This window comes from Flagellimonas alvinocaridis (assembly GCF_004916895.1).
GTDB classification, from domain to species: Bacteria; Bacteroidota; Bacteroidia; order Flavobacteriales; family Flavobacteriaceae; genus Flagellimonas; species Flagellimonas alvinocaridis.
In genome coordinates this window covers 35,307-56,991 of sequence record NZ_SNTZ01000015.1, presented here as the reverse complement: position 1 = coordinate 56,991, position 21,685 = coordinate 35,307, and the positions used below count along the sequence as shown (strand labels likewise).

General features: G+C 42.8%; 20 protein-coding genes. 9 read left to right on the top strand and 11 right to left on the bottom strand.

The features are described from left to right. Positions 1-249: 249 nt before the first annotated feature. On the bottom strand, positions 250-975 hold the full coding sequence (locus EZV76_RS15760) for a DUF6090 family protein (RefSeq protein WP_136567519.1): 726 nt from the start codon (positions 973-975) through the stop codon (positions 250-252). 242 nt (positions 976-1,217) lie between these two features. On the opposite strand from EZV76_RS15760, the gene EZV76_RS15755 reads away from it, so the two are divergent. Further along, on the top strand, positions 1,218-1,499 hold the full coding sequence (locus EZV76_RS15755) for a hypothetical protein (protein WP_136567518.1): 282 nt from the start codon (positions 1,218-1,220) through the stop codon (positions 1,497-1,499). Positions 1,500-1,668: 169 nt separating this feature from the next. On the opposite strand, the gene EZV76_RS15750 is transcribed toward EZV76_RS15755, so the two are convergent. The 3 genes from EZV76_RS15750 to EZV76_RS15740 all read right to left on the bottom strand — a co-directional run bounded on the left by EZV76_RS15750 (position 1,669) and on the right by EZV76_RS15740 (position 6,907). Beyond that, the gene (locus EZV76_RS15750; RefSeq protein ID WP_136567517.1) at positions 1,669-3,126 is read right to left on the bottom strand and encodes a Gfo/Idh/MocA family protein; all 1,458 of its coding nucleotides are present in this window, start codon (positions 3,124-3,126) and stop codon (positions 1,669-1,671) included. Between the two features lie 140 nt (positions 3,127-3,266). Beyond that, positions 3,267-4,022, bottom strand: coding sequence for a type 1 glutamine amidotransferase domain-containing protein (locus EZV76_RS15745; RefSeq protein WP_136567516.1), 756 nt, complete (start codon positions 4,020-4,022; stop codon positions 3,267-3,269). Positions 4,023-4,735: 713 nt separating this feature from the next. Beyond that, the gene (locus EZV76_RS15740) at positions 4,736-6,907 is read right to left on the bottom strand and encodes an endonuclease MutS2 (RefSeq protein ID WP_136567515.1); all 2,172 of its coding nucleotides are present in this window, start codon (positions 6,905-6,907) and stop codon (positions 4,736-4,738) included. A 253-nt stretch (positions 6,908-7,160) separates the two neighbouring features. Between EZV76_RS15740 and EZV76_RS15735 the strand changes: the two genes are divergently transcribed. Beyond that, positions 7,161-7,826, top strand: coding sequence for a uracil-DNA glycosylase (locus EZV76_RS15735; RefSeq protein ID WP_136567514.1), 666 nt, complete (start codon positions 7,161-7,163; stop codon positions 7,824-7,826). 86 nt (positions 7,827-7,912) lie between these two features. On the opposite strand, the gene EZV76_RS15730 is transcribed toward EZV76_RS15735, so the two are convergent. The 5 genes from EZV76_RS15730 to EZV76_RS15710 all read right to left on the bottom strand — a co-directional run bounded on the left by EZV76_RS15730 (position 7,913) and on the right by EZV76_RS15710 (position 12,075). Next, positions 7,913-8,761, bottom strand: coding sequence for a substrate-binding domain-containing protein (locus EZV76_RS15730; RefSeq protein WP_136567513.1), 849 nt, complete (start codon positions 8,759-8,761; stop codon positions 7,913-7,915). A 67-nt stretch (positions 8,762-8,828) separates the two neighbouring features. After that, a complete protein-coding gene (locus EZV76_RS15725; RefSeq protein ID WP_136567512.1) occupies positions 8,829-9,713 on the bottom strand; it encodes a nucleoside phosphorylase in 885 nt (294 codons plus the stop codon). A 1-nt stretch (position 9,714) separates the two neighbouring features. Continuing rightward, positions 9,715-10,647, bottom strand: a complete 933-nt coding sequence (locus EZV76_RS15720) for a DUF1835 domain-containing protein (protein ID WP_136567511.1) — start codon at positions 10,645-10,647, stop codon at positions 9,715-9,717. A 144-nt stretch (positions 10,648-10,791) separates the two neighbouring features. Beyond that, positions 10,792-11,121 (bottom strand): translation initiation factor, encoded by a 330-nt coding sequence (locus tag EZV76_RS15715; RefSeq protein WP_136567510.1) that lies wholly within the window; start codon positions 11,119-11,121, stop codon positions 10,792-10,794. Between the two features lie 3 nt (positions 11,122-11,124). Beyond that, positions 11,125-12,075: an isopenicillin N synthase family dioxygenase gene (locus EZV76_RS15710; protein WP_136567509.1), complete on the bottom strand. Its 951-nt coding sequence runs from the start codon at positions 12,073-12,075 to the stop codon at positions 11,125-11,127. Between the two features lie 112 nt (positions 12,076-12,187). On the opposite strand from EZV76_RS15710, the gene EZV76_RS15705 reads away from it, so the two are divergent. From EZV76_RS15705 to EZV76_RS15685, 5 genes are all read left to right on the top strand, one after another. Then, complete coding sequence (locus tag EZV76_RS15705) at positions 12,188-14,164, top strand: alpha-ketoacid dehydrogenase subunit alpha/beta (protein ID WP_136567508.1); 1,977 nt, start codon at positions 12,188-12,190, stop codon at positions 14,162-14,164. An 89-nt stretch (positions 14,165-14,253) separates the two neighbouring features. After that, entirely contained in the window at positions 14,254-14,739 is a 486-nt protein-coding gene (locus tag EZV76_RS15700) for a lipocalin-like domain-containing protein (protein ID WP_136567507.1), read from the top strand. A 3-nt stretch (positions 14,740-14,742) separates the two neighbouring features. Then, positions 14,743-15,435, top strand: coding sequence for a YiaD family glycine zipper/OmpA-like lipoprotein (locus EZV76_RS15695; protein ID WP_136567506.1), 693 nt, complete (start codon positions 14,743-14,745; stop codon positions 15,433-15,435). A 161-nt stretch (positions 15,436-15,596) separates the two neighbouring features. Then, the gene (locus EZV76_RS15690) at positions 15,597-15,929 is read left to right on the top strand and encodes a hypothetical protein (RefSeq protein ID WP_136567505.1); all 333 of its coding nucleotides are present in this window, start codon (positions 15,597-15,599) and stop codon (positions 15,927-15,929) included. Positions 15,930-16,034: 105 nt separating this feature from the next. Then, complete coding sequence (locus tag EZV76_RS15685; RefSeq protein WP_136567504.1) at positions 16,035-16,952, top strand: EamA family transporter; 918 nt, start codon at positions 16,035-16,037, stop codon at positions 16,950-16,952. A gap of 2 nt (positions 16,953-16,954) precedes the next feature. Here EZV76_RS15685 and EZV76_RS15680 read toward each other — a convergent pair whose 3' ends face one another. After that, positions 16,955-17,527 carry a Crp/Fnr family transcriptional regulator gene (locus EZV76_RS15680; RefSeq protein ID WP_136567503.1) on the bottom strand — a complete coding sequence of 191 codons (573 nt, stop codon included), beginning with the start codon at positions 17,525-17,527 and terminating at the stop codon, positions 16,955-16,957. Positions 17,528-17,601: 74 nt separating this feature from the next. Between EZV76_RS15680 and EZV76_RS15675 the strand changes: the two genes are divergently transcribed. Next, entirely contained in the window at positions 17,602-18,795 is a 1,194-nt protein-coding gene (locus EZV76_RS15675) for an MFS transporter (protein WP_236640942.1), read from the top strand. Here the strand turns inward: EZV76_RS15675 and EZV76_RS15670 are convergent. Beyond that, on the bottom strand, positions 18,792-21,011 hold the full coding sequence (locus EZV76_RS15670) for a DUF5916 domain-containing protein (protein ID WP_136567502.1): 2,220 nt from the start codon (positions 21,009-21,011) through the stop codon (positions 18,792-18,794). The genes EZV76_RS15675 and EZV76_RS15670 overlap by 4 nt on opposite strands. Positions 21,012-21,102: 91 nt before the next feature. On the opposite strand from EZV76_RS15670, the gene EZV76_RS15665 reads away from it, so the two are divergent. Then, entirely contained in the window at positions 21,103-21,660 is a 558-nt protein-coding gene (locus tag EZV76_RS15665; protein ID WP_136567501.1) for a DUF4251 domain-containing protein, read from the top strand. Positions 21,661-21,685 lie beyond the last annotated feature (25 nt).

The following is a 21,685-nucleotide window of genomic DNA, read 5'->3' as shown; positions in this document are numbered from 1 at the left end:
GTTGCTTTGAACAATGTCAGGAACAAACTTTTGGCAAGGGCATTCTCTGTGGTTAAAAGAGGGACACCATACGTGGTTTTACAAAAATTCGCTGCTTGAAAAAGGTTGAAATAAGTTTGGATTTGATCTTGGAATACGGCTATGATTTCGACTTATGAAATCCGCTAGGATTTTCAGAAGCCTGTCCTGAGCGTCGTCGAAGGGTGGTCGAATCCGCCGTAATTGCGGTTATACATTGTTGTGCTTTCGTTATTTTTTAATTTCTGTTTCGATTAGTACATTGATTTTTTTTAGAAACTCCAATAATTCATATTCTTCGTCTAAACCTTCTTGTCTAACAGTAGTGTTGAAATCTACCCACCAAACAAATTCAGGATTCCTAAAAGATGTTTTATTATCTCTTGTTAGCTTGTTATAATCGACTATTTCTCTTTTTGATGCAATCATTGGCCAATAATATTCTCCTCTTAATTTTTCTATTACTTCAGTAGATTCGTTTGCATCAATAATTAATTCATTTATTGAAGACAACATATATCTTATGTCCTTATTTTGTATAAGATTAATTTTACCTGAATTTATTACTGAATTCAAAATACCAAGTTTAGGGTCATAGGTATAATTATAGTTCATAACAATTAAGATAGACTGCAAGCTATCATTGGAAATACTATTTAGCTTATTAGTGTCAATTATCATTGATTTAATGTCCTTTCCTGCAACCAAAGATTTTTCGTGTTCAGCTATTATTATTTCCAGTGCTTTTATATTAGATTTTATCTCTGTATTTAAATCAAAAAGAGCTTCTTTTTCAGAATCAGAGTCAATTCTTTTTTTGTTCCAATTACTAACTTGCAATGCGATTAATATTCCAATAACTACAAGTAAAATCTCTCCAAACGCATATTTAAGATACTTTCCAGTTTTTCCCTCTGCAAGTAAGTTTTGTCTAATTTTTCTAAAGAATTTTATCATTGGTTAATGGTTGGTCATAATGAAGCACAACTTGTTTATATAGATGTAAAATACATCTATATACCCCCAATATAGGCATAAAACCGATGAAATAGATCATCTTTTATTTCTGCCCAACCCTTTAACCCATGCAATATCAAAGAGGTATCAACCGCATACATTTAAAATGTATATTTGCCTTGCTACACTTATCAGTTTCGCGGTGACCAAATGTTTTTTGTTCAATTTCTTAATCTTCTGTTATGCGAAACAAGGAAAAACAAACCAACTGCCCCTGTTGCACTCAGGGCGGTACCGAAGATGAGGTGAAAATCACCCCCAAAATTTCCAAAATGCTCAGTCCTGCACAGGTACAACTGTTGGACTACACCCATTATCTGGATGCCCCGGATTTGGTCAATGCCCTAAAATTGGTACATGATGTTACTATTTACCATTCCCATGAACTCTTGGACGAGGCCGAGAAAGATGCCCTGTTCAGTGTAAAAGGGCTTTGGGAGTGCATTGAGCGCATTAAGGAGTAATTTCTAGGTCTTAGGAATTAGGGGATAGGAGATAGGGGTTGGGAATTTAGGAGTTTGGTGGTGGGGTGGGGAAAGAAAAGGGCCGCAAAACATCAGATATCTGACGTCTGATTTCTGATATCAGATTTCAGAGATGTTTTGCAGCCCTTTGGTATGGTATGTTGCCGGGTTACATTTCCCAACCCTCACGGTAGGTGCGGGTAACAAACTGGTTGGCATCCTCAAAATTGGTCACCTTCATGTTGTCCCCGTCCCACAGCAGCTTTTTACGGCCGTAGAACTCCATGTTGCCATCGCCGTTGGGGCGTTGCAGCATATAACTGCGTATGGCCAGGTTGCCCATGAGTACGGTCTCCGTCATGGGACCGGCATACTCAAAGGATGAGGTAAGGCCCATGTGCTCGGGGCTTCCGTATCCTGCTTTGCAGGCATCCACCCATTTGCGTTGGTGGCCGTACTCAGGTTCCGGCATATCTTCCACTTCCGGCCCAAACTCGGTGGTACCATCGTTCAGGTACAATTTGGGCGTCAATGGAGAACTGTCGTTGATGTTCGTGGAAATGACCCCGTTCTCGCCGTGGATCAACACGCCGTTATAACTTCCCGGACCTCCAATATCGCTATCGGCAGGGATGATTTCGGGGTGGGAGGGACGTATACCCCCATCGCTCCAGGTCATGGTCAAGGGTGCTCCTGTTTTTTCGGTGGCTTCGTAGTTCAAGGTGATGAACGAGGTGGCCGGACATCCTTCTGGGTGGTAATCGGGGTTCCACATTTGGGAGAATACCGTGCCCACGCTACATTCGGCGGCAGTGGGGTAGCCCAGTTTTAGGGTTCGGTAGGGGATATCCACCAAGTGACAGCCCACATCGCCCAAGGCACCGGTTCCGTAATCCCACCATCCACGCCAGTTAAAGGGATGAAGGTTGGGCGTATAGGGTTTCAACGGGGCTGGGCCCAACCAAAGGTCCCAGTACAAATCGTCCGGTTTGCTGCCAGCATCTGGCTCGGGCATAGCATATCCTTGTGGCCAAACGGGCCGGTTGGTCCAGATTTCCACCTTGGTGATCTTGCCCAGTTTTCCGGAATCTACCCATTGTTGCACCATACCCAGTAACGGATTGGAACCGCCTTGGTTCCCCATTTGGGTCACCACCTGCTTGTCGCGGGCCATTTGGGTCAGGATACGGGCTTCGCGAATGTTGTGGGTCATGGGTTTTTGTATATATACGTGCTTTCCGAGTCCCATGGCATAGGCGGCCGCAGGGCCGTGCACATGGTCCGGGGTACTGATGGTAACCGCATCTATGCCCTTAACCTTGTCCAGCATTTCGCGATAATCATTGAAAAGTTTTGCTTTGGGGAATTTTTTTACGGTATTCTTGGCAGAGCCGGAAAAATCCACATCGCAAAGGGCCACCACCCGCTCGCGACCATCTACCGATGCATTGGCAATATCACTGGCTCCTTTACCGCCCGAACCTATGGCCGCCAAATGCAGGCGATCACTGGGGGCCAAATAGCCTGGGCCGCCCAAAACGTGGCGTGGAACGATAAAAATACTGGAAGCTAGCGCTGTGTTTTTGATAAAACTCCGTCTACTGGAGGGGGTTGGTTTTTCTTTCATTGTTTGTTGAGGTTTGACTTAGATTAATTTTCCCCAACAATATAGAAAAAATAGTGCAGCGAATGGTTTGGTTTTTTGTGATGTTAAAGTTGAATTTAAGGAAATAGAGCAATGAAGGGTTTTGTCATGTACCGGTGGCATTAGTGTTTTTCAATTTCATAAATCATTTCTTTTGCCACAATTGCTGAAGAAGGAAGGAACATGGTCGTCACAATCCTCTGGTCGATTACCACGTCGTGTTTATCGTTCAAGTCGCTTTTGGTTTGAAACAGTGCCCCATTTTCCTTTAATTGGTCCTCTAGCATTATGGGCAATAAAGTTCCTTCTTTGGCCCAGCTTTTGGTAACCTCTGTCGAATTTGGAAACCCGGTTACTTTTTTGTCCTTAACCATATAATCGCCATTGCTAAGTTTAACATTTGCGAAGGCACCGGGACCATGTCCACAACCTCCAACTATTCCGCCGTTTTCGTAAATGTCGGCTATAATTGGCAGTAAATCTTCGTTTTTGGCCACATCAAACAGGGGTCCATAGCCACCACCAATAAAAACGGCTTTATAGTTTTTAGGGTCGACCAAATCGGGTGTTAATGAACTTTCAACCTTGCCATTAAAATTCTCATACTTGATGGTATAACTGCTTATTCCCACAGGATCCATTGAGAAAGGCACTTTTCCGCCTGTTGGCGAAACAAAATCCACTTGATATCCGTGGGAAACAAAAATATGGTAAGGGGGAGCTACTTCCCAAAGGTTGTTCCCTGCAAAGTGTTTTTCAGGGTCTCCCATGTCTTCTGTATTTGAAACTATGACCAGTATTCTTCCCTTTTCATTTTGGTCATGGTTACAAGAAATAAAAAATAATAATGTCAATAATGCTAAGAATCCTTTCTTCATTTTTTGATTGATTTTCATATAGGACAACAAATCGATGGAAATGTTACAATTTTCCAGAATAATGCCAATCTAAAAGATATGATTTTTTGTAATGAATCATATTTATCCTTGATGAAGTTCGGTAAAAAAAGCATAATACTATATGTTAAGGATTTGGTTTTATGGGAATTATAAATACTACAGCGTTATTTGTGTCATTTCGATATGAGGCGCAATGTGCCGATTGAGAAATCTTCTAAGTTGATGGGATTTCTCACACTCGCATAGCTCGGTTCGAAATGACAAGGGAAAATTAAAGAGTTGTATTATTATTCCATACTGGAAAATCCAAACTTCCCATTTTTTAAACTACTTCATAAAGGGTATGCATGGAAGATGTTTGTCATTTCGAGTGAGTCCCGAAGCCTTTCGGGACGACAAGAAATTTTGCCTTTTCAGGAGAGACATCCGTCATTTCGATACGAGGCGCAATGTGCCGATTGAGAAGTTTTCTAAGTTGATGGGATTTCTCACACTCCCATAGCTCGGTTCGAAATGACAAATGAACTAGTGCAACTGGTGCTTCGACTCTCTGGCCGTCCGGCAGGCGGGCGCTAACCAGCCGCAGAAAAGTAGAAAATTACTTAACGAGGATGTATTGTCATTCCGCACTAGATGCGGAATCCAAATGAGGAAATAGTAGTGGATTCCTGCTTTCGCAGGAATGACATTGGTTATTTTTTGGCCTCCACCAAATCCAGTTGGTCCACACTCACATTGGTGGTGAACATACCGTAGTTTACAATGGCCTTACCCTTTTCCAAGGCGTCTATGCTGCCCACGGCCTTGCCGTCCATCATGCGTACACGGTCGCCCACTTTGAAGACAGGTCTAGGCTTGTTCTTTTCGGCTTGGATTTCCTTTTTCTTTTGGATTTTCTTCTCTACCCGTACTTTTTTGATTTTTTGCTCCAATTCTTGGGCTACCTGTTGCTGTTGCTGCTTTTTCTCCTTGGCCTTTTTGGCCGTGGTTTTCTTACGCTTACTGTTTTCGGTTTCCACAATGCGGAGCATTTCGGATATCAAGGGACGCTTTTTGTTATCCAAGAAGTATTTCTCGGCAGCAGAGTTGATTTTATTGCCCAATTGGATCATCCGTTGGTTGTGGTCGTACAGTTCCTGATAGTTCTCCAATTTGGATTTGATGCGTGAGTTAAGTTCTTCCAAACGGTTGGCTTCTTCACGGGCCTTGCTCTCCTCTTCCTTGAGCTTGGAGCCGGTCTCTACCATTTTGTTGCGCTCTTTCTGGAGCTTGGCGATGGTAGCATCAAAGCGAACCTTGCTGCGCTCTATCTTTTTCTTGGCTTTGTTGATCAAGGAGTAGGGGATGCCATTCTTTTGGGCCACCTCAAAGGTGAACGAGCTACCTGCTTCGCCCAACACCAACTGAAATGTGGGCTCCAAGGTTTTGGAATTGAAACGCATATTGGCATTGGTGGCATGCGGCAATTCGTTGGCCAATGCCTTCAAATTGGCGTAGTGGGTGGTAATGACCCCATAGGCCTCCCTTTCGTAGAACACTTCCAAAAAGGCTTCGGCCAATGCGCCTCCCAATTCGGGGTCGCTTCCTGTTCCAAACTCATCAATCAAGAACAAAGTACGGTCGTTGCACTTCTTTATGAAGTGGTTCATGTTCTTCAATCGATAACTGTATGTACTTAAATGATTTTCAATGGATTGATTATCTCCAATATCCGTTAAAATCTTATCGAAAAGACATACTTTGCTTCGCTCGTGAACCGGAATCAACAAGCCGCTCTGCAGCATGGTCTGGAGCAGTCCAATGGTCTTTAGGGTGATACTTTTCCCTCCCGCATTGGGTCCGGAAATTACAATGATTCTATTTTCTTTGTGCAGTTGAATGGTCTGCGGCCATGTTTTTTCATTCTTCCGTTTGTTGGTCAAATACAGTAATGGATGATAGGCATCTCTTAGAAAAAGTTCCCGTTTCTCGCTGATTTCGGGAAGCAGCGCATCCATTTCGGAAGCGTACTTGGCCTTTGCAGCGGTAATATCTATGTCGGTTAGGTAGGCTTGATAGAGTTTTAAAAGGGCCGCAAATGGCCTGATGCTGTTGGAGAGTTGGTTGAGGATACGTTGGACTTCTTCTTTTTCCTCAAACTCCAGATTGTTGAGTTCCCGGGTGTGGGCCACCGTAGACTCTGGGATGATGTAGACAATACTTCCGGTCTTTGAACTGCCCATCACGGTACCCTTTACCTTACGGCGGTGCATGGCTTTTACCGCCAATACCCTGCGGTTTTCCACAACAGATTCACGGATGTCATCCAGAAAATCGGAAGATTGATACCGTACCAATGCAGCAGAGAAACTTTGGTTGATCTTGCCCCGTACACTATTGATTTGCAAACGGATGTGCCGCAGCTCATCGGAAGCGGAATCCTTGATTTCCCCGAACTTGTCGATTACGTTGTCTATAGCGGCCGGAATCTCGATATTAGGTTCCAATGCCTCTGACTTTTTAAAAAGTAGGGGATAGTATTCCTTGAATTTTTTAAAGAATTTTTGATGGATGGCGACCGTCTTGCAAATGCTTGAAATTCGCCTGAAACTTGGGACTTCAAGAGTGCTGTTCTCGATTTTCAACAAGGACAGTTCACTGTTGATGCTATCAAAACCGTGGTTTGGAATCCGGTTGTCATTGGAATAAGAGGCCAAATACTCAGAAGTTTGTCCCAAAATCTCCAATAACATTTCTTTGTCGTCAATGGGAGCTATGTCCAAAGCGGATTCCTTTCCCAGTTCGGTATTGCAACGAGAGGAAACCTGCTGCAACACGGTGGGAAACTCTAGATCCTGTAGTGTTTTAGGGTGAATGTTTTGCATCTTTTTCAACTGGCGGCGTAAAGATAGGATTTTGGCTTGGGAGGGAAAAAGAGTTTTTGTGGCCAGCTTGACCATTTAAAGGTATTCAATACGTACTTTTGAAAAAACATTGCCGTTTTTAGGCATAGATTCTTTTGTAATGGGCAATGACAATACCTTGATTTATGTGATAGCGGGAATCATCCTGCTACATTTTATTGTGGGAATCGGTTATTTGCTCTACAAACTGACCAAGAAAAAATAGCAAATATTTATGGATGTAAACATTGATCCAAGCTGGAAGGCACATTTGGAGCAAGAGTTTAAAAAACCTTATTTCGAGCAGTTGGTGCAATTTGTGAAACAGGAATACAGTCAGCATACCTGCTATCCCAAAGGCAAGGATATTTTTGCGGCCTTTGACCATTGTTCGTTTCAGGAAACCAAGGTGGTGATTATAGGACAGGACCCTTATCACGGACCCAATCAGGCCAATGGGTTGTGTTTTTCGGTAAAGGATGGGATAGCTCATCCGCCTTCATTGGTCAATATTTTCAAGGAAATCAAAGTGGATGTTGAAAAACCGTATCCCAAGAGCGGAAATCTGGAACGATGGGCAGACCAGGGGGTGCTTTTGCTGAATGCGACCCTCACGGTTAGGGCCCATCAAGCGGGAAGCCATCAGAATAAAGGTTGGGAGCAGTTCACGGATGCTGTCATCCGTACGGTTTCGGAACAATTGGACGGGGTGGTGTTTTTGCTTTGGGGCGGATTTGCCAAAAAGAAAGCGGCCTTGATTGATAAAGGCAAACACCATATTTTGACTTCAGGACATCCCTCGCCGTTAAGTGCCAATAGGGGATTGTGGTTTGGAAATCAACATTTTAGTGCGACCAATGGCCTACTTTCCAAACTGGGTAGGCAACCGATAGATTGGTGAATCTGATTGTTTAAATACGTAAAAGCACGCTTCATTCGAGAAAATTCGAGTAATTCGTGTCAATCAGGGATTATTAGATTGTTAGACTATCCCCAAAGAAAGTTCTCAACAGGTTTTATTTCATCAACTAAATTAAGGTCAAATAATCTCGACTGGACTTCATTCACAGTGTGGTCAGAAAGTTGATTCTGTCCCCATGTAGTCTTGGAGAGCCATGTTCGAACATCTTCCAATTTTTGTTCGTATCTGTTGGAAAGTGTTCTATCTATGCTAGGGATTTGCTTAAATTCAGAGGTGTAGGTATGAATGACTTCCAAGATATGATTCAATAATCCTGGGCTTTTCTTTAAAAACGCATCTGTGGCCGCCAAAACAAAACAAGGCCATGGAGTAGGGCAGTCGCCCAGCCATTTGAAGGTGCCATTGTCTACTAAGGGTTTAGTGGTAAAATGCTCCCACATAAAATAGGCCCCAGAACCATTGCTAATATTATCCACGGCACCATCAAGGTTATTGATGGTTTCAAATTGGAGTTGAGTGGTGTCCCAGCCTTGGTTTTCTGCATTAATATAGGCCATCAAATGGCTCCCACTGCCTAATCGACTGATGGCTGCCTTGTCGTTTTTCAATTCTTGGACAGATTGTCTTGGACTATCCTTGTCCACATGGATGCCCCAAAGTAGGGGGGAGGAGATATATTCCAGAACAATCTTGCTTGGGTTTCCCTGAGAAATACTCTTGATGATGCCCTCAGTAAGAATAATGGCTAAATCCGTTTCACCTTCGTGTAACATTTGGGACATTTTCCCGGTTCCTTCCGGTACATCGGTCCAAGTCAATTGTATGCCGCGATCTTCAAAGGCGCCATCCTCCATGGCCAAGTGCCATGGCAGGTTAAAATGTTCGGGTACTCCAATAATTTTTACTTTTTTCATGATGGGCAATCTTTAAATCCCAAAAATACCCATTCCGTTTGGTATGATTTTTAAGTTGAGAAAAAAATCATGGGATAAGGGAGCTGGAAACCAATTTTTTCAATGTGTATCTGATAAGCTCATCAACGGCCTTTGCGCCACCTTTAGAAAACTCCCCTGTTGCACGGTTGGCAAGGATTGCATTCAAGGAAACGGCACGGTGTCCATGTAATTTGGCAAGACCATATATGCCTGCAGTCTCCATCTCCAGATTGGTTATCTGTTGATTCTGATAAATAAATGAAGCAAGACGTTCATTGAAATCAGTGATCTTGGGATTAAGACGAAGGGTCCTGCCTTGCGGACCATAAAATCCTGAATTAGTGCATGTTATTCCGAATCGTATACGATTTGATGCAAAAATTTCCCCTAAATTTTTATCAAAATCAACAGCATACGGATGAATTTTATGGCGGTCCCATCCAAGGTGTCTGTAAAGCTCTTTTTCCAAACTGGTATTGGTAAACTGTCCAGAATCATAAAAATGAAGGAGGTTATCAAATCCAATGGCCGAAGTACTCATTAAAAAAGAGTCCACGGGAATATCCGGCTGTATACTACCCGATGTACCAATCCGTATAAAACTGAGCTGTATTTTATTGGATTTCACTTCTCTAGTTTTAAAATTGATATTGACCAAGGCATCCAATTCGTTAAAAACGATGTCGATATTGTCGGTTCCAATACCTGTTGAGATGACTGTGATTCGTTTTCCATCGAGATGTCCGGTATGGGTACAGAACTCCCTGTGCTGTTTTTTAATTTCTATGGAATCAAAGTACTTGCTGACCGCTGATACCCGACCAGGATCACCAACGGTGATAATTGTAGTAGAAATATCTTCTGGAAGAAGATTAAGATGGTATATACTGCCATCAGGGTTCAGAATCAATTCTGAGTTTCCTAAAGACATTTTAAAGTTTTAGAATACGATCTGTGGATGTATTATATAAGAAGTTGTACTTTAAAGAACCACCCAAATATAGTTGATTATCACGTATTTGAGAATAATAATTTGTTTGGTTGTCCAAAACCTCCTTGCCTTTTTTGGTAAGTCTTACCGGATTAAAGGAGCTAAATAAGGGGCGTAGTGAGGTGATGATGCGGTCGTACTGCGTATCGCCAAAACCGTAATAGCCTTGATCGGTTAAAAGAGTTCCCAATAACTCCTTTCTTGATTTTGGTTTTTGATTGAGGGATGTTTTCAAAACCTTGTTCTCCAATTCGTTGAGTCCGTTTTTAATGGACGGGAATCTTTTCAGGTGCGTTTTTAAGGCGTCAGAAAGGTATTCAAACTGAAAATCGTTGTGGGCAATTAGGTTTTCCAATCGGATGGGATTATCGCTGCAGTACAATTGCCAGACGTAATCGGCAAATTCAATATCGTCTTGGGTGAGTATAGTTCTGTTCCCGTATAGTTCCAAAAGCTTTTCGTCGCTTAACTCATTAAGACCGTATAACTTATCCGTTTCATCCTCATTTCCACTGCACACCAAGGATATTTCGGCATGTCTTCTGTGGGTTTTTAGCCAGCTCAAAACGGCTAGCATGTTAATTTGGCAGAAAAGGTCATACTCAAACCAAAGAACAATTTGGTCCTGTTGTTTGTGATTACACAAAGATCGATACTCCTTCAAGGTCTTTTCAACAAACCAAGACTTGGTGACCTTGTAGTTCTTGTTTAAAAAATCGAATCGCGTTTTCCAGAAAGACTCACTGCCAACAGAGCAGAGGGTTTTGCCTTCGCAGAGCATTTCCCGCCATGTGATAATGTCTCCTTTTAACTGTAGCGATTGCAATCTTGACGTGAAACCGTCGCCGTTGGTAATGTGCAACAGTGATTTCATTTTCAATTCAGTTTTCGTTGGTTAGGAAGAATAAAAGTAAGATTTAAACCAAAAACATAAAAATTTTTTCATAAAACATTGGTTTTCAATGTTCAGATTTAACAAGAATGGGTTGTATAAAGTATCTTACAAGTGGAGGGATGGTTAACCACCCACCCGTTTCACTGAAAATCCATGCTCCTTTAAAAACGCCATAATTTTGTCGCGATAATCACCTTGAATGATGATAATTTCCTTTTTATAGCTGCCACCGACCCCTAAAAAGGTCTTAAGGTCTTTGGTTAATTTCTTGAAATCGGAATCGGCTCCATTGTATCCTTCCAAGAGGGTAATGGGTTTGCCTTTTCGTTTTTCATATTTACAAATAATCGGTTCGTCTTGGAGCCAATATGTTGAAGTTTCTTGTTCAATTTCTTCCGTTTCCTCGGGTTTGTGGTCGGGAAAAAGGTTTTTTAGCTGGTCTTGTAGATCCATAGGTTATTTTTTGACCAATCCCAATTCCACAAGGCGCTCATGCAAATATTCTCCTGCAGTAGTGTCCTCAAACCCTTTGGGATGCTTTTCATCCACACAGTTTTCAAGGCAATTTAGCGGCATATCGCTAACCGGGTGCATAAAGAACGGTATGGAGTATCGTGAGGTGCCCCAAAGTTCTTTTGGTGGGTTTACTACTTGGTGTATGGTTGATTTAAGTTTGTTGTTGGTCAAGCGGGAGAGCATATCGCCAACATTTATCATGAGTTGGTCTGGTCGGGCAATGGCATCCACCCATTGGCCTTCATGGTTTTGGACTTGCAGTCCTTTTCCATGAGCCCCCATGAGCAATGTAATCAGATTAATATCACCATGGGCCGCCGCTCGAACAGCATTTTTTGGCTCCTCGGTTATGGGAGGGTAGTGTATGGGTCTTAGAATGGAGTTTCCATTTTTGATGTAATCATCAAAATAAGTTTCCTCCAAACTTAGATGCAAAGCCAAGGCCCTTAACACGTATTGGGCGGTTTTCTCGAGCATTTTGTAGGTCTCCTTTCCAACCTGGTTGAACTCCGGGAGCTCAGAAACAGTTACGTTGTCTGGATATTCCGCTTCCAATTTAGGATTGTCCTCAACATATTGACCAAAATGCCAGAATTCTTTTAGATCGCCTTCTTTTTTGCCTTTGGCATGTTCCTTTCCAAATGAAGTGTAGCCTCGTTGACCGCCAATTCCTGTAATTTCATACTTGTCCTTCACATTTTGGGGCAATTGAAAGAATTTTTTGATTTCCGAATAGAGTTGATCTACCAAAGCATCGGAAAGAAAATGCCCACTCAAGGCCACAAAGCCGATATCTTCAAATGCAGCTCCTATTTCTTTGACAAATTTTTCTTTTCTGATAGGATCTCCAGAAACAAAATCCTCTAGGTTGACACTTGGAATTGCGCTCATGGTATGGATAAATTGGATTACCATCAAAAGTAATAATTTCAATGGAACCATTGGGGATATGATAAAATATGAGCGCTTTTTTTCTACTTTTATCAAACACGAATTTTAGGATATGCGATATCACATCGGGGATTTGGACCAACAAAAACTTTTGGATTTATACACGGGCATGTTGAAGCCCAGAATGATAGAGGAGAAGATGTTGGTGTTGCTTCGGCAGGGAAAAATCTCCAAGTGGTTCAGCGGTATTGGGCAAGAGGCCATCTCGGTCGGCGTCACCCATGCACTGAAGGCCGAGGAGTACATTCTTCCCATGCATAGAAACCTTGGGGTGTTCACTTCCCGAAACATTCCATTGCATAGACTTTTTGCCCAATGGCAGGGAAAACAAAGTGGGTTTACCCAAGGACGGGACCGTAGTTTCCATTTTGGAACGCAAGAGTACAGGATTGTTGGGATGATATCGCATTTAGGTCCCCAATTGGGTGTGGCTGATGGTATTGCTTTAGCGGACATGCTCCGACGCAAAAAGCGGGTGACTGCTGTTTTTACTGGGGAAGGGGCTACCAGTGAAGGGGATTTTCATGAGGCGCTCAATGTAGCCTCCGTGTGGAACCTCCCCGTGTTATTTTGTATTGAAAATAATGGGTACGGACTATCGACACCCACCAATGAGCAGTACAATTGTGAACATCTTGCCGATAGAGCCAAGGGATATGGGATGGAATCCCGCATAATTGAGGGGAATAACATTTTGGAAGTGTATACAAAGGTGGATGAAATCTGTAAAGCCATTAGAAAACGTCCGCGACCCATTCTATTGGAGTTCAAGACATTCCGGATGAGGGGGCACGAAGAGGCCAGCGGCACCAAATATGTCCCTGAAAAATTGATGAAAAAGTGGGAGAAGAAAGACCCGATCGCCAATTATGAGTCGTTTTTATTGAGCGAAGGTCTGATTGGCCACAAGGAAATAGAGGGGTTTAAAGAGCGGATATCGGAAGAAATCAATGAAAATTTACAACTGGCTTTTGAGGAACCTGCTGTTTCTTTCATTGAAAGTAAAGAGTTAGGTGAAGTATATCAAGAATATAAATATGAAGTAGTTGAATCAAAAAATAATTTGAAAAATATTCGTTTTGTGGACGCTATTTCTGAAGGTTTGGAGCAATCCATGTACCGCCATAATGAACTCATCATTATGGGGCAAGATATAGCGGATTATGGCGGAGTATTTAAGATTACCGAAGGTTTTACAACAAAATTCGGGAAAAGCCGGGTGCGGAATACCCCTATCTGCGAATCGGCTATTGTGTCTGCCGCTATGGGCTTGTCCATTAATGGAATGAAAGCTGTGGTGGAAATGCAGTTTGCAGACTTTGTGAGCAGTGGATTCAATCCCATAGTGAATTATCTGGCCAAAGTACATTACCGATGGAATGAAAACGCGGATGTGGTTTTACGAATGCCCTGTGGTGGTGGGGTAGGTGCTGGACCGTTTCATTCCCAAACCAATGAGGCGTGGTTTACCAAGGTGCCTGGGCTCAAGGTGGTGTACCCTGCATTCCCATATGATGCTAAGGGATTACTGAACACCGCCATAAATGATCCCAATCCCGTATTATTTTTTGAACACAAAGGATTGTATAGAAGTGTTTATGGTGATGTACCATCGGATTATTACACCTTGCCCTTCGGAAAAGCCAATAAAATAAGAGAGGGCGATTCAATTTCCATAGTGAGTTACGGGGCTGGGGTACATTGGGCCATGGAAGTATTGGAAAAGCACCCAGAAATTGAAGCAGATCTCTTAGATTTGTGTACACTTCAACCTCTAGATTTAGATGCTGTCTATGCTTCGGTAAAAAAGACAGGAAAGCTCATCATATTGCAAGAAGATACGTTGTTTGGCGGCATTGCAAGTGATATTTCCGCAATGGTCATGGAACATTGTTTCGAATATTTGGACGCTCCGGTAAAAAGAGTGGGCAGTTTGGAAACACCAGTACCATTTGCAAGGGAACTAGAGGAGAATTACCTGCCTAAAAAGAGATTTGAAACAGCTTTATTGGAACTGTATAACTATTGAATTAGTGATTCGTTAACATTTTTTTAACACCCCAAATGGACATTTATGGTGTCTCACTCGTATATATGTAAACTTAAACTCCAATTCTTATGGTAAAACAATCATTTTTAATTATTGCACTGGCGGGAATTTTACTTACGTCGTGCTCCGTTTCCAAAAGTGCAAGGACGCAAAGGAATCTTTTTAGCGGTACTTGGACCTTGGAAAACATTTCCTATGAAAACAATTCGGGCAATTTTAAGTCTGTCATCTTTAATGATGCGGAGGATATTTGTTTTGAAGGCAGTCAATGGTTCTTTAGGGACAATAACAGTACCGGTAGGTATACCATTAACCAAAGTACATTGTGCCAAGGTGGTGACCGTTTCTTTAGATGGTCGGTAGTAGAACCTTCACAGAACTACAGCAGCCAATTGCAGTTCAAGTTCATTGATGAAAATCGAAAGGACATCTCTGGCGGATACGGCTACAGATTGAACATTGCCAACCTTACCGAACAGAACATGACGCTTAAATCCAATGTTTCAGTGGACGGACAGCCTGTTACCATAGTTTACGAATTCACAAAAAGCTAACACATGAAAAGAATCATCATAAAAAGTACAACAGCTATACTGGCATTGAGCTTAATTCTAAGTTGCGATGCCGTTAAGAATGCCAACAACACACAAAAAGGTGCTGCCATCGGAGCTGGTGGTGGTGCTGTAATCGGTGGCATTATCGGAAATAATGTAGGAAAAGGAAATACTGCCCTTGGTGCTATCATTGGTGCCGTGGTGGGAGGTGCTGCAGGAGGTTATATTGGTAACCGAATGGACCGACAGGCCGAACGTATTGAAGAAGAAATCCCAGGTGCTGAAGTAAAGCGTGTGGGTGAAGGAATCAACGTTACCTTTAGTGGCGAAAACGGAGTTTATTTTGATACCAACAAATCTGATATTAAAGGAACCTCCGCGACTACTTTGGATAAACTGGCTGGAATTTTCAAAGAATATCCTAAATCCAATATCCTGGTGGAAGGACATACGGATAGTGCCGGTAGCGATGCATACAATATGACCCTTTCCCAACAGAGGGCACAGTCAGTTACCAATTATTTGGTAAGCAAGGGAATTTCAAGTGGCAGGTTTACTACAAAATGGTATGGGGAGACCCAACCCATTGAAAGTAATGACACCAAAGCAGGGATGGCCGCCAACCGTCGTGTGGAGTTGGCCATTATTGCCAGCGACGAGTTAAAAGAGGAAGCCTACGAGCAAACCAAAAACTAGTTGCTGACCATAAATTATAAAAGCCCGGTGCATAGCACCGGGCTTTTTTTTGCCCTTGAAAAATTAATTAACACAAATTTGAAGATTGTTTTAAAGTCAAAATGTAGGAAAATCATTAACTTAAGGGGAGTTTTGTATACTCCCATAAAAACCCAAGAGCCATGAGTGATATTCTAGAGAACAGTACGTATCAGATCCAGGAACTATTGGTAAGAATGGAGCGAAACAACAAGCTTATTCAACGTCTTGCTGAAAAATTGAGCTCTTACACTTGCGAGCCCCATGACTATTCATGTTTTGAAAAGCTATATGAACTCAAAAGAAGTTTTAAGCGGTATACAACCGACCAAAAACATATTATGGACCGGCTCAAACAAAAGACCAAGCAAATTCCAGAGGATTTGGATAAAGAAATTGAGCGGCATTTTACACATTTTAGACAATTGGAAAAGGATATGGATTCGTATTTATTGGATACGGACAAGTATAGTTGACTTTAGCATATCACCCAATTTCACTTTCTTCACAAACTAAATAGGGAAATTTTTCATACTCCTGCAAACATCCGTAATATTGTAGGGCGATAAACCAATCTTGTAATGGGAAAATCCTCAAACTCTGCCCTCGTTATCCTTGCCTTTTTTGCCATATATGTGATTTGGGGGTCCACATACCTTCTTAACAAGATTGCGGTCATGGAATTGCCACCCTTTATGTTGGCTTCATGTCGATTCATCACTGCTGGCCTACTAATATTTGCTTTGGCCAAATCCATGGGAATTTCGTTGAAGATCACCAAAAGACAACTATGGAACACCATTATTGCCGGGGTTCTTTTTCTGAGTTTTGGTAATGGGGTAGTGGTATGGGCACTACGATATGTGGACAGTGGTTTTGCTGCTTTGGAAATATCTGCACAACCCTTGATCATTCTCTTGCTCATGTATTTTTTACAAGGCAAAAAAATACAACCCATGTCATTGGTTGGGGTGTTCCTTGGCATTATCGGTATCTATCTATTGGTAAGTCAAAAGCAGATTATTGCACAAGAAAGTTCTATTGTGGGGATGATCATGATATTTTTCTGCATGCTCAGTTGGGCTTATTGCAGTCTGTTTGTCTCCAAGGCAGATTTGCCCAATAACTACTTTGTGAACACGGGATATCAGATGTTTACCGGGGGAATTATCTTGGCTTTGATGAGTTTTGGCTTTGGAGAACCGTGGACCTCACCCTTGCAGTGGAGCGGAAAGGTGCAATTGTCCATGGTGTTGTTGATTGTATTCGGGAGCATTGTCGCATTCACTTCGTTCAACTATTTGTTAAAGGCAGTTTCCCCCGAAAAAGTGGCAACATCAACCTATGTGAACCCTATTGTTGCACTGCTACTGGGATGGTATTTTTTGGATGAACAAATAACACTGCAATCCATTTTGGCCGCAGCCATTTTGTTGACAGGAGTATACTTCATCAACACCAAAAAAACATTGGCCATCTTTGAGCGCTTTAAAAGATAGGTCTAACGGTCCACTTTTTCCTTTAACTCCTTAAGGGCTCGGTTGAGGCTTCTGGTTGTAATTCCGATATAGTTGGCAATGTCCTTTTTGGAAATCACCTCCGTAAATTCAGGGAAAAGTTTTTTTAAGCGTATAATATTATCTTCAATGGGATAGGCATGTTGATAAGAATGTCTAGGGGCTTTATAACGAATCTTATCGGCTAAAGCTTTCATGACGAGTTGGTTAAAACGGGTATCATTTTCCAAAAGTTGACTGAAACAACCATGGGTAAACGAAAAAGCTTTTAAAGGGGTAATGGACTCCACAGCGCATATGGTCAATTTATTGCTAAAAACCTCCAATTCCCCAAATTCCATGCCTTCGCCCAAAAACTCTTGGATAAATTCTTTGCCGTTCTCATCAGAAATAAAGCATTTCGCAATACCTTCCCGAATTAGATATACCTTCCCATATCTATGATCTTGTTCCATGATTCGCTCCTTGGAACCAAAAGATTCTTCATGCAGGTCCCAATCTCCTTTGGAAAAAAGCTTTTCCGCATAGGCCATTAATTCTGGGTTGGTGCGAATCATTTTTATTGTTGGGACAAATGTCCTTTTTTAAGCAGAAGCGTTGTGATTTCTTTGTGATAAAGTTACGCAATAGCATGAAGATCGGCATACAGCACGGAACAAAATTGGAAGGGGAAAGGATGTTCACCCCAAAGTTTGTGATGGTCTGTATGGGATCCCTACTTTTTTCGGCCAGTTTTAATATGCTCATTCCAGAATTGCCTGCTTATCTGTCCAGTTTGGGAGGAGCGGAGTATATTGGGCTGATCATCGCCCTATTTACACTTACGGCAGGTGTTTCACGCCCTTTTAGCGGAATACTCACCGATACGATAGGAAGAAAACCAGTTATGCTTTTTGGTGCCTTTGTCTGTTTGATTTGCGGTTTTTTCTATCCCATACTTACATCGGTATCGGGTTTTTTACTGCTACGGTTGGCGCATGGATTTTCCACGGGATTCACTCCAACGGCCGCCTCAACTTTTGTGTCGGATGTAGTACCGCATAAACGGCTTGGTGAGGCCATGGGCATTCATGGGATTGCTTTTAGTACGGGTATGGCAATTGGCCCTGCATTGGGAAGCTTCATAAAGCTTCATTTCTCCTATGACGTTTTGTTCTACAGTTCATCGGCCATGGCCCTGTTGGCCCTGTTGCTGATTTTCAACCTTAAGGAGACCCTACCACAACGGAAAGAATTTAACTGGAGTCTTTTAAAAGTTTCCCGTAAAGATATCATTGCCCCTGAAGCGATGCCAGCAGCTATTGTAAATTTTTTGGCCTATATAGGTTTTGGGGTAGTACTGACATTGATTCCGGATTGGACCGAAGCAGTTGGTTTTACCAACAAGGGCATGTTCTTCATTGTATTTACAATTTCCTCCCTTTTGGTGCGGGTAGTAGCAGGCAAGCTATCCGATCGTCATGGTAGGATCAAGGTGATCATGGTTGGTGTCATATTGTTGATTTTCGCCCAATTTTGGATGGGTTACATCAATACACCCACTGGTTTAATGGTTGGGGCAGGCATTTATGGCTTGGCCATGGGCGTGGCCACTCCGGCCATTTATGCGTGGACTATAGATTTGAGTTTACCGGGACAAAAGGGAAAGGCCATGGCCACCATGTATATTGCCATGGAAGCTGGTATTGGTTTGGGCGCGCTACTTTCTGGATGGTATTATCAAGAAAGTATTTCCCGTATTCCGCATACGTTTTATGCTTCTGCCATCTTGGCCTTGATAGGAGTCGTCTATATCTTGTTTCGTAAAGGAAAGATTGCCAATTAATTCAACAGATCAAAACGGTGGGTATATTTAATGGTTAGGGTCTGATTGTCCACGGCATCAATCAAATCATCATCCTTTACCACATTAAATACCACAAAGAGTCCGGTATTGGCATTTTGCAACCACCCAAAGCGCGCATTTACCGATGTGATATTGGACACATTGTTACGTTGAATCAGACTTTGGAAAAAGATTCTGGGGGTAAAGGAATACGAAAGTCGTAACCCACCTACCAAAGCCGTTAGATCCCCGGTATCCAATTGAATATCGCTATGGCTGAACGTTAGGGAACTGTTGAATTTATCCCCGACCCTATACTTGGCGGTTCCGCTATTGGTAATTTGGTGCCCATTGAAATAACCTCCAATAATGGTTCGCGTATCAAATGAAAGGGCATTGTTCGGGTTTGTGGTGATTACAAGCTGTAATTCTTCGTTTTCATAATTGCCCACGGGCACGGTTACATCAGAAATGGTAAAATCCTCCAACACCCGTTCGGTAGTAAAATTGATTCCCGTATGGATTTCAAAACCACTTTTAAATACCCAGTGATTATCCACATGTAAAAAACTGGTGATCAATTGGTCATCAAAGTTCCAATAGCCCCGATAGGAGACATGGGGCCGTATTTCCAGCATTTTACCCGCATTCTTAAATCTATGCGCCTTAAAGACCAAAAACTCAGGTTTTCTAAAAGCGGTACGTTGCAAAAAGCCTACTTCTGGATTGAATCCTTCACCAACCTCGGTATATCCTGCGTTGATGTTCCAGCCACTCCACTCATAATTACCTAAGATTTTGAAGGCATGGTCACCCTTTTCAATGCCGGGGGTAGTACTCTTGGCTACAAAACCATTGATGGTGGCCTTGTTTCCAATACCCCATTTACCATCCATGGCATAAACCCGGTTGTAGTCATCCTCCATCTCACCCAGACCGGCCCTATTCACAAATATTCCACCCAACGAGGATCGTGAGCCTCCAAAGTTGTGGTTGACACGGGCCACGGTAAAGTTGTTCTTTTCAATATCGGCCTCGACCACATCATCGGTGAACATGCTCAAAAATCCAATGTTGGTTTGACCCACTTTCCCGGACAATCGTGCCCCACCTATAATGGGGACCAAGCTGCCATCATCCCCAATGCCGATACGCCTACTGAAGAACAAATCTACCTCCCCGGGGCTGCCCACCCCAAACTGACCGGCATTTTCCAGGAAAAATGCCCGTTTCTCAGGGAAAAAGAGATTAAAACGGTCCAAATTCACCTGTTGGTCATCTACCTCTACTTGGGCAAAGTCGGTGTTGTAAGTAAGGTCCAATGTGAGACTAGGTGTAACGCTGTATTTGATGTCCGCCCCCGCATCAAAATTGGTGTCGGTTTCGCTGGGCGATACGGATTTATCGTTCACATATTGGCCAAGCACATAAGGAATCAGTTTCAGGTTGCCGGGATTTTTTAGGTTCAGCCCACTGAGGTTTCCGGCTAGGGACAATCGTTTCATATCAAAACCCAAAGGGAGGGAGGTCCAATAGGCGGTTTCGGTATTTTTGCTAATGTTCCGTTGAAAGTTCAATCCCCAAGTCTTGTCCTTTCCGGGTGCAAATCGTAAAGAACGGAAGGGGATGGCGAACTCGGCACTCCAACCGTAATCGCCCAATTGCGATTTTACCTTCCAAGTGGCGTCCCAGTTAAGGTTGGTGCCCCCAATTACCCCGCCCTGTTGTCTGTTGGCGTTAAAATTCCCTTTGCCCTCGTTGTCAATTTGGGCATCATATTCCATTCCTTGCGCATTGGTGCCAAAAAGGAAACCATTTTGCCTGTCGTGATAGGTATCAATGATAAAAAGGAAACTGTCCTCATCGTTCAAATCGGCGTCACGGCGGGAGTCTGAGACCACAATTCTGTTGGCATTTTTGTCGTAACAGACCACGGCCACATAAAACGTGCTATTGGAGTAGGCTACCCTGACCTCAGTGCGCTCCGAGACTGCTTCGCCATAATTGGGCTTTATCTGTACCAAATCCGTGATGGCCGGGATGTTTTGCCAAATAGGATCATTAATGATCTCTCCATCTACCTTGGGGTCTTCCGCCAGTTCGGTTGCAAAGTAAGAGGGTTTGTTGATGTTTTGGGAGGGCGTTTGCTGTGCTTGGCTTAGACTGAAAACGGACAAGGCCAAGGCCATGAGGGATTTTCCTGGAGAAATTATCATAAAATTAGGTCTGGTTTCATGTTAAATATACTCTTTAAATCGGAAATCTTTCAGGGATTGATTAATTTGTAAAGACCTTTAATATGCTGCTATGAAGTTGGTTATAAAATATATGCTTCTTTTCCTGCTGATGGTTTCCCTTGGGTGTGCATCAAACCCTAAGCCCAAGTATTCCGAGGCGGAATTGGAATCCTTGAACACCGCCGTGACGCAAAAATCCTTTGAAGTAGATGCGCGTTGGGCCAGACCCATGCCAGACCCAGCCCTTACAAGCATTGCCAATGCGGGATTGGTTCCTCAGGGAAGCACCATAAACCGTATAAACATTACGGGAACATCCAGTTATCTCAGGGTGAAGAACGATAGTGTGATGGCGGACCTGCCGTATTATGGGGAAAGACAGATGGGAGGCACCTACAATCCTATCAAGGGTGGGGTGCATTTTAAGGGTTTGGCGAAGGATTTTAGCATGGAACCTACCAAAAAGGACAGCGGAGTCGCTGTTAAATTCTCTGTAAACGAAGGCCCGGAAAATTATCAGGTACACATTCAGTTGTATCCATCAGGGACAAGCAATATAAGCGTGGTGAGCTCCCATAGAACTCCCATTTGGTATGATGGAACATGGACACCAGACCGTTTAGAGTAAACTTGGCACAACAAACGGGGCGGTA